The organism is Ruegeria spongiae, assembly GCF_023502395.1.
In the GTDB taxonomy this organism is placed as follows: domain Bacteria; phylum Pseudomonadota; class Alphaproteobacteria; order Rhodobacterales; family Rhodobacteraceae; genus Ruegeria_C; species Ruegeria_C spongiae.
Genome location: NZ_JAMFMB010000002.1, coordinates 19,639 through 32,057, shown reverse-complemented (window position 1 = coordinate 32,057; position 12,419 = coordinate 19,639). Strand labels below are relative to the sequence as shown.

General features: G+C 58.3%; 13 protein-coding genes. 6 read left to right on the top strand and 7 right to left on the bottom strand.

The window, feature by feature from the left end; all coding sequences use genetic code 11:
* Positions 1-11: 11 nt before the first annotated feature.
* Both M3P21_RS02020 and M3P21_RS02015 read right to left on the bottom strand, forming a co-directional pair.
* The gene (locus M3P21_RS02020) at positions 12-233 is read right to left on the bottom strand and encodes a YMGG-like glycine zipper-containing protein (protein ID WP_249706409.1); all 222 of its coding nucleotides are present in this window, start codon (positions 231-233) and stop codon (positions 12-14) included.
* Between the two features lie 190 nt (positions 234-423).
* On the bottom strand, positions 424-1,185 hold the full coding sequence (locus M3P21_RS02015; RefSeq protein WP_249706407.1) for a DUF1013 domain-containing protein: 762 nt from the start codon (positions 1,183-1,185) through the stop codon (positions 424-426).
* Between the two features lie 131 nt (positions 1,186-1,316).
* Between M3P21_RS02015 and M3P21_RS02010 the strand changes: the two genes are divergently transcribed.
* A complete protein-coding gene (locus M3P21_RS02010) occupies positions 1,317-1,946 on the top strand; it encodes a ribonuclease T2 family protein (protein WP_249706405.1) in 630 nt (209 codons plus the stop codon).
* Between the two features lie 2 nt (positions 1,947-1,948).
* Here the strand turns inward: M3P21_RS02010 and M3P21_RS02005 are convergent, their stop codons facing one another.
* Together M3P21_RS02005 and M3P21_RS22885 are read right to left on the bottom strand one after the other, a co-directional pair.
* Positions 1,949-2,446, bottom strand: a complete 498-nt coding sequence (locus M3P21_RS02005) for a hypothetical protein (RefSeq protein WP_249706403.1) — start codon at positions 2,444-2,446, stop codon at positions 1,949-1,951.
* A gap of 441 nt (positions 2,447-2,887) precedes the next feature.
* Positions 2,888-3,436 (bottom strand): YjaZ family protein, encoded by a 549-nt coding sequence (locus M3P21_RS22885; RefSeq protein WP_505973655.1) that lies wholly within the window; start codon positions 3,434-3,436, stop codon positions 2,888-2,890.
* 2 nt (positions 3,437-3,438) lie between these two features.
* Here M3P21_RS22885 and M3P21_RS02000 point away from each other — a divergent pair, with 2 nt between their 5' ends.
* Together M3P21_RS02000 and M3P21_RS01995 are read left to right on the top strand one after the other, a co-directional pair.
* Positions 3,439-3,660 (top strand): hypothetical protein, encoded by a 222-nt coding sequence (locus M3P21_RS02000; protein WP_249706400.1) that lies wholly within the window; start codon positions 3,439-3,441, stop codon positions 3,658-3,660.
* A gap of 110 nt (positions 3,661-3,770) precedes the next feature.
* The gene (locus M3P21_RS01995) at positions 3,771-4,634 is read left to right on the top strand and encodes a glyoxalase superfamily protein (protein WP_249706398.1); all 864 of its coding nucleotides are present in this window, start codon (positions 3,771-3,773) and stop codon (positions 4,632-4,634) included.
* 44 nt (positions 4,635-4,678) lie between these two features.
* Here the strand turns inward: M3P21_RS01995 and M3P21_RS01990 are convergent, their stop codons facing one another.
* The 3 genes from M3P21_RS01990 to M3P21_RS01980 form a co-directional block, all read right to left on the bottom strand.
* A complete protein-coding gene (locus M3P21_RS01990) occupies positions 4,679-6,385 on the bottom strand; it encodes a hypothetical protein (protein ID WP_249706395.1) in 1,707 nt (568 codons plus the stop codon).
* Positions 6,386-6,540: 155 nt separating this feature from the next.
* Positions 6,541-7,569: a permease gene (locus M3P21_RS01985; protein WP_249706393.1), complete on the bottom strand. Its 1,029-nt coding sequence runs from the start codon at positions 7,567-7,569 to the stop codon at positions 6,541-6,543.
* Positions 7,562-7,870 carry an ArsR/SmtB family transcription factor gene (locus M3P21_RS01980; RefSeq protein WP_249706391.1) on the bottom strand — a complete coding sequence of 103 codons (309 nt, stop codon included), beginning with the start codon at positions 7,868-7,870 and terminating at the stop codon, positions 7,562-7,564. The genes M3P21_RS01985 and M3P21_RS01980 overlap by 8 nt, the downstream gene beginning before the upstream one ends.
* Before the next feature lie 142 nt (positions 7,871-8,012).
* Here M3P21_RS01980 and M3P21_RS01975 point away from each other — a divergent pair, with 142 nt between their 5' ends.
* The 3 genes from M3P21_RS01975 (at position 8,013) to xsc (ending at position 12,419) form a co-directional block, all read left to right on the top strand.
* A complete protein-coding gene (locus M3P21_RS01975) occupies positions 8,013-8,978 on the top strand; it encodes a class I SAM-dependent methyltransferase (protein ID WP_249706389.1) in 966 nt (321 codons plus the stop codon).
* Between the two features lie 42 nt (positions 8,979-9,020).
* Positions 9,021-10,487, top strand: a complete 1,467-nt coding sequence (gene pdxR / locus M3P21_RS01970; RefSeq protein ID WP_249706388.1) for a MocR-like pyridoxine biosynthesis transcription factor PdxR — start codon at positions 9,021-9,023, stop codon at positions 10,485-10,487.
* Positions 10,488-10,640: 153 nt separating this feature from the next.
* Positions 10,641-12,419, top strand: coding sequence for a sulfoacetaldehyde acetyltransferase (gene xsc / locus M3P21_RS01965; protein ID WP_249706384.1), 1,779 nt, complete (start codon positions 10,641-10,643; stop codon positions 12,417-12,419).

Genomic DNA, 12,419 nt, shown 5'->3' with positions numbered 1-12,419 from the left:
AACCGGCCAGATCATTTCGCGTTGGCGCCAATCACGGCGCCCAAAATAGCGCCAGCCGCAGCGCCCCGACCCTTGCCGATCAGCGCGCCCACGCCCGCACCGATCAGCGCACCCTTGATCGCGTCATCGGTCTTTTTCTTATGATCCGCCTGCGCCTCCGAGATTGGAACCACCGCCAGCATCGCTGCCGCAAACCCTGCAATCAGACCCTTGTACAGTCTGGCACTTGTCATTCTCTGCCTCCTCGTGACGGCGGTTTCCCGCGATGCGTTGCAATTCGAAGGCAGTTCACCGCATGCGTCCGCGTGGGTCAAGCCAGAGGAATGCGCTCAGGTTGCCACCTGCCAAACCACCCCTGGTGTGGTGGCAACAAAAAAGGCCACCGGTATGTCCGGTGGCCTTTCCTACGTCTCTGTCAGAGCGTCAGTAACGCGGATCGTCGCTGTTGTCTTCTTCTTCGTCCTCGTCGCTATTGGGAAGGTTGAAGAAGCTGTCAGCATCGACGATCGGCTCTTCTTTCTCTTCCGGGGCGCTGCCCAGCGTGAAGGTTTCCAGCCCTTCGATCGCGGTCGGGATGCGTGGCTCGGCCTCCATCTCAAGCGACTGTTCGGTCGAGACCAGCTTGCGGCGCTCGTCATCGCTCATTACGCCACCTTCGGCAACTTTCTTGGCGGCGGCTTTCTGCACGACCTTGTCCAGCTCAGATTGCTTGCACAGGCCCAGTGCTACCGGGTCGATGGGCTGAATCTGCGAGATGTTCCAATGGGTCCGCTCGCGGATCGCCTGGATGGTCGGCTTGGTTGTGCCGACCAGTTTGGAAATCTGCCCGTCACTCAGTTCCGGGTGGAACTTGACCAGCCACAGGATCGAAGCCGGGCGATCCTGACGCTTGGAAAGCGGGGTATAGCGCGGGCCACGGCGCTTTTCTTCACCGCTGGCTGCCGGGTTGAACTTGAGCTTGAGCCGGTGCATCGGGTTCGACTGCGCGGTATCAATCTCTGCCTGGGTCAGCTGGTTGTTGGTAATCGGGTCAAAGCCTTTGACACCCGCCGCCACATCGCCATCGGCGATGCCCTGAATTTCCAGTTCGTGCATGCCCACGAAATCCGCGATCTGCTTGAAGCTGATCGTGGTGTTGTCCACCAGCCATACGGCGGTTGCCTTGGCCATCAGGGGTTTCGACATGAGCCTGTCTCCTTAGAATACATCTGTCCCGTCGCCGGAATTCGGCGGCCCAGGTTGCCCTTGGGCAGGTTTCCGTTGTCGGGGAACTTCGCCCGTATATAGTCGCGACATTGCAATAAGGGAAGAGCCGAATGCGCTGGTTTCTCGTCTGGTGCCTGAGCGCCGTTCCGCTGCTTGCCGAGGGTGAGAAAGCGGGGGAATTCGACTACTATGTCCTGTCGCTGAGTTGGTCGCCGAACTGGTGCGCGCGCGAGGGCGATGCGCGTGGGGCCGATCAATGCGGCGCGGCGCAGGATCATGGCTGGATCCTGCATGGACTCTGGCCGCAATTCCATCGCGGCTGGCCATCTTACTGCCGTACCAGCCACGCGCCGCCGTCGCGCGGGATGACGCGGGAAATGTCAGATATTCAAGGCAGTTCCGGGCTGGCCTGGCATCAGTGGAAAAAACACGGCACCTGCTCGGGCCTGCCTGCGTCAGAGTATTTTGATCTGTCCCGGCAGGCTTACGCGGCGGTCACCCGCCCGCCGGTCTTTCGCAAGCTGGATCAATCGGTCACCCTGCCCGCCACAGTGGTGGAAGAGGCCTTCCTGCAAGCCAACCCGGCGCTGGAGCGCGACATGATCACGATCACCTGTCGCGACGGCTATATCGAGGAAGCACGCCTGTGCCTGTCGAAATTGCTCGACCCGGTTCCCTGTGGCCGCGACGTGATCCGCGATTGCCGTGCCAAGGACGCGCAGTTCGACCCGATTCGCTGATCTCAACCCTGCTGATCCTGGCATTTGCGCGCATATTCCAGCGCCTTGTCGGTCCCGGCCAGATCAATCGCCATCACCTCCTGCCCGGTTGCGCCATAGACCGTCATGACCTTGCGCTTGGCGATGGCGTCGACAAAGCTGCGGTCGGTGAAGAAGACCACCGCACCGGGAATGCCGTCAGTCTTCATGCCGATCGCAGTGGCGTCAAATTTCTGCCCGTCCAGATCGAACTCGATAGGATAGGTCTCGCCCTTGTTGATCTGCCCCCAATCCTTGCTGATCACGGTGAAATAGCCCCGGTTTTGGGTCGCATCATAGCCCAGCCGCACGATTGAGAGATCCTGATAGACGGTCTGGATCAGGCAGCCATTTCCAAAAGCCGGATCGACCATCACGTTCCAGCCATGCACAAAGCCCTTGTCGATCAGCCCCTGCGCCTGTCCCGACCCGGACCAGAGGCACAGAGACAGAATTGCGGCAAGTGAACTCAAGCGTCTCATGAAAATCATCCCTTTTTGGATTGGTAGATCGACGTGCCCGCCAATTGTGGACCTGAAACCCCCTGATATCAAATGCAAAAAGGGCGCCCTGTGGCCCAGCCCCTGATCGTAAATGTTGAGGCTGTGGTTCTCACGTAGCAAAACACACCAGCGGCCTGCCAAACTACTGGCAGGCCGTTTCCTTTTATTGCTATCAGGCAATCAATACCTGTCATTCATGATTGACGCTTAATGTTCTGTTAGCGCTGCGTTCGACTGTCTCTCGAATTCTCTTGCAGACTAATGCTACTTGACCTATATTCTTCTTGTCAGTGACGGATCGACTGAGGGCGAGAGCCCGACAGCACTGACCCCGCGGAGCAATTCGCGCACTTGCTTATGGCTGTGGGCCCTCGGGTTTGGTAAGTCGAGTAGACTACTCCAGGGCGGCTTTGCCGCCCTTTAGTTTTTCTTGGACGCTAATCCCTCAGCCAACCTACCAAACATTGTGTTTGCCTGATGGTGCGGAGTAAGCGGCGGCGTCTGTCGGGAATATGCGCTTTCAACATACATACTGATGCGATGCCGAACGGGATTCTTGCTCAATTTTTCAATATAGCGAAGCCTCACAAAGCAGTAGTATTTCTCGCCGTTTGGAAGGGGGTGCTTCATCTGAAGCCGAAAGTGATACCAATTGCCCTCGGTTGTCATTTTTATTTTAGTGGTAGGCTTCAGGAATAGACCCTCGACTACACTCGGAAGCTCCAACGACCATTGATAACGATCTGGATCAAAAACGCGCATGACTTGCTTATGGTCGAGAAAGCAGCATGCGCCATCAGGTGCATTACCATGCAATTCTTCGCTGACACAGTGATTGCTGTATCGGACACGGACCCTGAAGGTCGCTTCAGCCCCATCTTGGCAACGCCAAGGAAATTCGCGGTGATATTGATGGAGATGTTTCAGACCATAGTTGACTCCATGGTGCTCCAAACTATCCGGCAGCACTATTGACCAACCCCGGTCTTTGCCATGTTCAATCCCTCAAAAAGCAATATTTCCAAACGGATATAGGGCAAACACGCTCGGATCAACTCTTGCGCAACAGCCATTTCAATTTTTCCGGAATCCTTCTGCAAGAAAATCCAAAAAACACTTCTCAATCTGAAGAAGAGACCTATATTCCCCTTGCGCCGCGTATGGCCATTCCGGTCCAGGGCTTTGCCCCATGAAGAACATACGCATCTAATCTGCGACAGAGTTTCCTTTTCCATCAGGGTCTTTGTGGCGGCAACGGACTGAGCCCCGACACAAAAAAGATCCGCAATGGAAAAAAGAAAACATGTCTCAATTTACACCCGGATTCCCGGAAAATCCCGACATCGCAAAAGCGCAGGCCAAACGTCTGCGCACCGCTTTGAAGCCAGATCATAAGATCGGCCACAGTCAATCTCTCGAGCTCATTGCCCGCCTCCATGGTGAGCAAAGCTGGGGGCGGATGAACTCTGTATTCTCAGCGGCTGATACGCTGAGCACATCCATCCAAAATACAACCGTAACGCCATCTGCTCCAGCTCCTCGCCCCAAGGAAGCGCCTCTGCCGGAAGGTCACCTCGAGCAGCGCGCTATGCAGGCTCTTTACCAAGGCTTGAAAAAGGCTCGTCCTACCTCTGTTTCTGCAAAGGCGCGCACAAAGGCAAAGGAACTGGCGCGAGACGAAATCATCAGCACGCAGAGTTTCGAGACTTGGCTCGATCAGCTTGATGTAAACCTCGGCGGGATGGTGTTCGATATGCACGTCGACAATCTGATCAAGATCTTGGATGTCAAGACACTGTCACGCTATCAGCGGCCCCGTGTGCGGGACAAAAGTGCTTACGCGTTTAGTGGTATGCGGATGGCTGATTTTGCTGCTGCCCTGATCAAGCTTGATCGCTTCGGTTTCGATACTCACCCTGAAGTATTCGCCGAACCACTTCTCGAGGGGATCAAGAAATCTCGCTACATCGACGAAGCCGAGCTGACTTGTCTTTGGTATGGCCGGGAGCAAAAGAAGTTCTCATTCCACGAGTCCTTCTTTGACGCAGTAACGGATATTCAGGATCTGGTGCGCGAAGACTTCGTCATGAAGAATGGAACCAAAGTCTCGGTTGAGTGTGAAGCAGGTGATCTCCGGCTGATCCATCGGATCACTCTGCATCGCTGACGTCTTTCCGGCACTTCTGTCGCTGGAGCAACTGTCGTCATAGGCTACAGAAAATCCCGTTCATAAATACGCCCGCGAGCAAGACCGAGCTTCATCGCGGGCGTTTCTTTTGAGCCGTATCCAACCCAGTTGTGGTGGAAGCGGTAGATCTCGGTCAGCTTCACCATGATCTCGGGTTTGTAGAGATAATACTTGTCCCAGGCCTTGCGGGCGTTGGTTTCCGAGACCTGTGGCCTGGCTGCGAACCGGAGGTTGCTCCGGAACTTGTTGAAATAGGAATCCACGCTGCGGAGGGTGGCCAAACGCAGCAGTCGGGCGGTTGCTCTATAGTCCCGCCCAGGACGGTCTGTGAGGAGCTCTATGCGCCGGTCTGGCTCTGATTTGGTGTGGTATGGCCAATGGAACCCCATCCTGAGATCATGGCCGACGAGTGATGCAGCAATTTCAGTATCTACCAGGTCGGCATAATCCTCATCAGAGAGCTTATTGATCTGCGAGACGCTAAGTCCTGTCTGGCCGGCCAGGATGCTGCGCCCGGCTGACCAGGCGGCATTCCGAAGGTCGTTGTTCATCTTTTTGTTGAAGAACACCAGGGCGATGTCAGCCCTGTCCTGCTTGATCAAATCCGCCATCGCCGCACAGAACGCAGCCTTCAGACCGGCATCACCATCCGTCACGAAAACGAACTTGCCCTCCGCCTCTCCGACCATGTCTCGAAGGCGCAAGGCATGTGCAAACTGCATGATGTCGTAGCGCACCAGAGCCCCGCTGTGCGGGAGCTGGTAGAGCTCTTCTTCCTTGATCCGCTTCTGCTTCTGGAGCTTCGAAATGTAGTCCTCGAACTCGGTCTTGGACCAGAGTCGGCCATGTTCACGGAAGCACTTTGAAAGAAGGTCATCGCCGACCAATGCCATCTCGGCTTCGACCTTGTCATGACTGGCCTTGTCGTCAAATTGCAGGGCGGCCTCCATGATGAATCCGCTCCGGGCATGCGCGGTGCATAAATGCTGAACGATGATCTGGGTGCGCTCCCGTTTGGTGGGCCAGTTCATCTTGAGAGATTGGGAGTCTGTTGCGAAGCGTGAACCGACTTTCATCCAGTCGATGTCGTCAAAGACCTCACGCTCAGCCCGAAAGGCGCGGACTTGATCGTAGATGAAGTCGATCTTCCGGTAGATGTCGTGATACGACACCTGAGCGATGGAACACATCTTCAGGAATGGCACGCCATTGACCATCATGCGATAGAGAAGAGGGTTCTTATCACTGCGCTTCTGGCGTCGCGTGGCCCGGCCGATGGAAAAGGTCTTCTTGCAGCATTTGCATTGATGTCTGGGGTCGCCGCCAGCGGTCTTTCCAAAGCTTCGGTATTGATCCGGGTGCGCCGCCAGTGATTTCCCCAGGTTCTCGCACTCAGGATTCCTGCACCCCGGCGCAATCGGATCGACCTGTTGCAAATCCTTGAGTCTGTTGTATTCTTCGAAAATCGCCTTGTTGTTCTTCAGGCGGTGATTGGTGCTGCATGTCGGACACGTAAAAAACTCACTGTGACGACTGCCAGCAACCACGCCACGAATTGCTCCGGGCGGTGCCGCCGGGCTACCCAAAGGCCGCTTGTAGGGATCTGGAGAAAGTCCCAGCCCTGAGCACTGCGGGTTCCGGCAGAAATTGACATCAACACCCTCGAAGGGGAGAGGCAGTCGGCGCTCAAGGCCGAGGTCTGTCGAAGATATCTTCGAGAGGTCGTTCATATGGAAACCCTCCAAAATCCCCCCAAAGGGGCCGTTCAAGAGGGTTTCTAAGGGGTAGATTGGCCACTTTATGGCCAACCGAAGTCTTTATTTCAACATTTACCGTCAGGGGCTGGGCCCTGTGGCGCCCTTTTCAGTTGTTTCCTTGCGCGGCCTCAGACCATCTGGAACAAGACCCCCGCAAGGATTGCGCCCAGAACACCAAGGCCCAGGTAGGCGGCAAAGACCCGTGGCTTGACCAGAGACCAGACTGCCGCCATCGCCGGGATGGAACTGACCGCCCCGGCGATCATGAAGGCCATCGCAGCCCCGGTGCTCATCCCCTGCTCCATCAGCCCCGCCAGCAGCGGCGGTGCGACATAGGAGTTGAGGTAGGCGGGCATGCCCACGAGGGCCGCCGTGGCAATCGGGATCACACCCTCGCCGCCGACAACCTGAGCGATCAGATCGGCGGGTACGTAGCTGACCAAGAGAGCCTCAAGCACATAGGCCAGCGACAGCCATTTCAGCAGGAACAGCCCGTTGGTGGCAAACTCCGAGCGGAATCGTGCCCGGCGCTCTGCTGTCTGCCAGAATTTCCAGACGGGAGTTTCCGCTTTGTTAGAGCCGCATCCGCAGCCGGGTGGTGTATAGTTCCTGAGCGGTTGGGCAAAAGCTCCGGTCCGCACCAGGGCCTTGATTGCAAACCCGCCGAACAGGCCCAGCGCCACCGCAGCGACAGCCTTGCCAATCGCAAAAGGCCAGCCCAGCGCGCCCGCCGTGATCAGCAGGGTGGGCGGGTCGATCAAGGGCGAGCTGAGCCAGAAGGCCATCACAGCAGACAGTGGCGCGCCCAGCGCCAGCAGACCCGCGATGAAGGGAATGACCTCGCAGGAGCAGAAGGGCGCAAGACCGCCGAACAAGGCTGCCAGCAAAATCATACGGGTTTCGCGCCCCTCAAAGGCCCTCGCCACCAGCACCTCGGCCCCGGTGGCCTTGAGATAGGCCAGCAGCAACACGGCAAACAGGATGTAAGGCGCGGTATTTGCCAATGCGCCGCCGGCAAACCGGATCACGGTCTCGAAATTGCCGGGGTCCAGCGCCAGAACCGCAAGCAGGATCAGCACGATCAGCGTCCACGGCGTTTTCAGGTGCTGCAGCCGAATACGGCGTCCGGGACGCGGGCTCTGCGTAAGCTCAGCCATCATTTGCCGCCTTCTTCAGATCGTCCGCGCAACATTCGGCGAGAATGAAGTCGGCGAGGTTTCGTAACTGGTCATAACAGGCTCTGTTTATGGTGTTTCGGCCCATTTTCTTCTGTTCCACCACACCTCCTGCGGCCAGGAATTTCAGGTGATGGGCCAGGGTCGACGGAGCAATTCCTGTCCTGTCACGTATCTCACCCACGGTTAAACCGGTCTCGCCCGCCCGCACGAGGGTCCTGAGGACCTTCAATCGGGCCTCGGACCCCATCGCGGCAAAACCGGTCGCTGCTGTTTCCCACATTATCCGAATCTCCATTAAACTAGTTTTGTAGTTATATTTGCCACCACCCGCAGTCAAGCCCCCTATGCCCCTTTATGACCAAGGGCTTTGAATGATCCGGATTTCCTGTAACGTCACAGAGAGTTGAGGGCCGGAGGATCAGATGCCGAGCGAAAGACCATTCAAACTGCTGCATGCGGCGCTGCGCATGGACGAGTCGCTGGAAAAGCTGCAGGCGGCGCAGGAGGATCTGGAGAAAACCCGCTCCAAGTTGCAGAAGCAGGAAAAGCAGATCACCGAACTGATCACGTCGGCCTTGGGCCAGAAAGGGATTGCCTCGAACAGCCTGCTGGTTTCGACCCGGCACAAGTTCCGGTCGCTGCAGCAGACGCTGACCGGGTTCCAGCGGGTGTTCGAAGATCGGCTCAAAGCCCTGCGCGCCCGGCTGGACGGGTTCGAGGACCTGCTGCACTCCCATAACCGCAGCGAGGCCTCGCTGGAGGTCGAGCGTAGCACCCAGCGGCAGATGGCGGCAGCGCTGCAGAAGACCCTGCAGGGTCTGATCGACGAGCGTGTCCGCGCCCTGCCCGAGGATGACAGGCAAAACGATTTCGTGCTGCCCGAGGAATCGCACAGTTACATCCCGCACCCGCTGGACGGCTTTGTACGGCAATTGATTACCGTCGATCAGATGCTGCCCCACGACCCCGACTTCTTTGCCCCGGGCGAACCCTATCGCCCGGTTTCGTTCCTTGAGATCGGTTGCGCCACCGGGCGCAATCTGCTGATCGCGAAACTGTCGGGGCTGCTGAACGGGTCCGCTTATTCGGGGTTCGATCTGGACGTCAATCTGATCCGTCGCGGACAACAGGCGCTGGGGCTGGAGGATGATATCTTTGTCGCCGATGCCCTGAGTTTCGACTACGCACCTTATGACGTGACCTTTTCCTACCGACCCATCCGGGTACCCGAGATCCAGCGGCAGTTGGAGGAACGGATGGTCGAAACGCTCAGACCCGGTGCCTATGTGATCGCGCCTCTGGCCGAGGACCTTGCCTGCTATCCCGACATGGATTGCCTGAACGGGCCGCTGGCGATCTGGAAAAAAAGAAGCAAATCCAGTGATTAAGTCCAGATTGCACCCGCGCTCGGTCCAGTTTAGGGTCGCGCTATGGGGATCGCCGTAGACACATTCTTTCTGAAGCCCGATGCGCAGGGAACCTTGCAGGCCCAAATACAGCAGATGATCGCCGAAGGCATTCTGCTGGGCCGGTTCCGCGTGGGAGAGAAACTGCCCTCGTCACGCAAGCTGGCCGAACATCTGGGCGTCAGCCGGATCACGGTGACCCTGGCCTATACCGAGCTTCTGTCGAACGATTACCTGACCTCGCGCGGGCGGTCTGGATATTTCGTGTCGGAAAACGCCCCGGTCCCGCCCTCTTATGCGCCGCCGGAGCGCGCCGAAGAGACAGTGGACTGGGGCCGCGCGATCGCCCGGCGCTATTCGGGCGGCGACATGCTGCTGAAACCGCATGACTGGCGCGACTATAGCTATCCGTTCATCTACGGGCAGACCGACCCGACCCTGTTTGACCATGCCAACTGGCGGCTATGTGCAGTACGGGCACTGGGGCAGAAGGATTTCGCCTCGCTCACCGCCGATTACGCGGATCAGGACGATCCGCTGCTGATCGAATTCATCGCGCGTCACACCCTGCCCCGGCGCGGCATCACCGCACGGCCGCAGGAAATCCTGATCACCCTTGGTGCGCAGAATGCCTTGTGGCTGGCGGCGCAGGTGTTGCTGAACCACCGCCGCCGGGCGGCGATCGAAAACCCCGGCTATTATGCGCTGAGCGAAATGCTCAGACGATTGCCCTGCCAGATCACGCCGCTGAATGTCGATGCCGACGGGCTGCCGCCCGACCTGGTACCGGACGAAACCGACGTGATCTTTACCTCCCCCAGCCATCAAAGCCCCACAACCGCGACCATGCCGCTGGAGCGGCGTCGGAACCTGCTGGCGCGCGCGCATGAGATCGACGCGATGATCGTCGAGGACGATTACGATTTCGAGATGGCCTTTGCCGGTGCGCCCTCGCCCTCGCTCAAGTCGCTGGATACCGATGGTCGGGTGATCTATGTCGGCAGCTTCTCCAAGTCTTTGTCGCCGGGGCTGCGGATCGGTTACATCGTCGGCTCTGAACCGTTCATCCGCGAGGTGCGCGCGCTCAGGATGCTGACCCTGCGCCATCCGCCCGGGCATATTCAGCGCACAGCGGCCTATTTTCTGTCGCTCGGGCATTATGACACGCAGATTCGCCGGGTCTCTGCGGCGCTGAAGCAACGGCGCGAAGCGATGGAGAAGGCCATCGCCGAGCATGGCCTGACCATTGCCGGACGCGGCGTCTATGGCGGGTCCTCGCTGTGGATGAAAGCCCCGGAGGGAGTCGACAGTTATGAATTGTCGCGCCGGTTGATCGACCGCAGCGTTCTGATTGAACCCGGAAAGGTCTTTTTCAGCGGTCCGGATGAACCGACTGAGTATTATCGGCTGGGTTATTCCTCGATTGCGAGGGATAAAGTCGCTACTGGCATCCGGTACATTGCCGAAGCTACTGAATTATTCGATTTTTGAGACCGATATTATCATTATTTTGCAATTGATTGCGATTTTGGACCTAACCGGGGTTGGGTTCTGGCCCTAACGGGGTTTCTCAAGACGGCCTAAACCCAACGTCAATTCGCGGCGCCATGCTGCCCATTCTCTTTGCCATCAGGAGCGTATCCCATGAAAATGACGACCGAAGAAGCCTTTGTCAAAACACTGCAGTCCCACGGCATCGAGCACGCGTTCGGGATCATCGGCTCTGCAATGATGCCAATCTCCGACATCTTTCCAGACGCAGGTATCACCTTCTGGGATTGCGCACATGAAGGCTCGGGCGGGATGATGGCCGATGGCTACACCCGTGTCACCGGCAAGGTGTCGATGATGATCGCCCAGAACGGCCCCGGCATCACCAACTTCGTGACCGCCGTGAAAACCGCCTATTGGAACCACACTCCGTTGCTGCTGGTGACCCCGCAGGCCGCCAACAAGACCATCGGTCAAGGCGGGTTCCAGGAAGTCGAACAGATGAAGCTGTTCGAAGACATGGTCGCCTATCAGGAAGAGGTCCGTGATCCCACCCGCGTGGCTGAGGTTCTGGCCCGCGTGATCGCACAGGCCAAACGCCTGAGCGGCCCGGCGCAGTTGAACATTCCGCGCGACTTCTGGACTCAGGTTGTCGACATCGAAATCCCGCAGCCGATCGAATTCGAACGCTCCTCGGGCGGCGAAAACTCGGTTGCGCAAGCGGCTGCGATGCTCAGCGACGCCAAGAACCCGGTCATTCTGAACGGTGCTGGTGTGGTTCTGGCGCAGGGCGGCATCGACGCGTCCAAAGCGCTGGCCGAACGTCTGACCGCACCGGTTTGCGTTGGTTATCAGCACAATGATGCCTTCCCGGGCAACCATCCGCTGTTTGCAGGTCCGCTGGGCTATAACGGCTCGAAAGCCGGTATGGAGCTGATCAAGGAAGCGGATGTGGTCCTGTGCCTCGGCACCCGCCTGAACCCGTTCTCGACTTTGCCGGGCTATGGCATCGAATACTGGCCTGCGGATGCCAAAATCATTCAGGTTGATATCAACCCCGACCGGATCGGTCTGACCAAGAAGGTCAGCATCGGCATCGTCGGTGACGCCGCCAAGGTGGCCAACGGTATTCTGGCGCAGTTGTCGGACACCGCCGGAGATGCAGGCCGCGACGCTCGCAAGGCCAACATCGCGCAGAAGAAATCCGCCTGGGCGCAGGAACTGACCTCGCTGACCCACGAGCAGGACGATCCCGGTACCACCTGGAACGAGCGCGCACGTGCGGCCAAGCCCGACTGGATGAGCCCCCGCATGGCATGGCGCGCAATCCAGGCCGCTCTGCCGAAAGAGGCGATCATTTCGTCCGACATCGGCAATAACTGCGCCATCGGCAACGCGTATCCCGCGTTCGAGGAAGGCCGCAAATACCTGGCGCCGGGCCTGTTCGGCCCCTGCGGCTATGGCCTGCCCGCCATTGTCGGCGCCAAGATCGGCCAGCCTGACGTTCCGGTTGTGGGCTTCGCAGGTGACGGCGCCTTCGGCATTGCGGTGAACGAGTTGACCGCCATCGGTCGCGGTGAATGGCCCGCCATCACCCAGATCGTGTTCCGCAACTACCAGTGGGGCGCGGAAAAGCGGAACTCGACCCTGTGGTTCGACGACAACTTCGTCGGTACCGAGCTGGACACCGAAGTCTCTTATGCAGGGATCGCGCAGGCCTGTGGTCTGAAAGGTGTCGTGGCCCGTACCATGGACGAACTGACCGCCGCCCTGAACCAGGCGATCATCGATCAGAAAAACGGCATCACCACGCTGATCGAAGCCATGATCAACCAGGAACTGGGGGATCCGTTCCGTCGCGATGCAATGAAAAAGCCGGTCCGCGTGGCTGGTATCGACGCAGCGGACATGCAGCCGCAGGCCGGGGCCTGA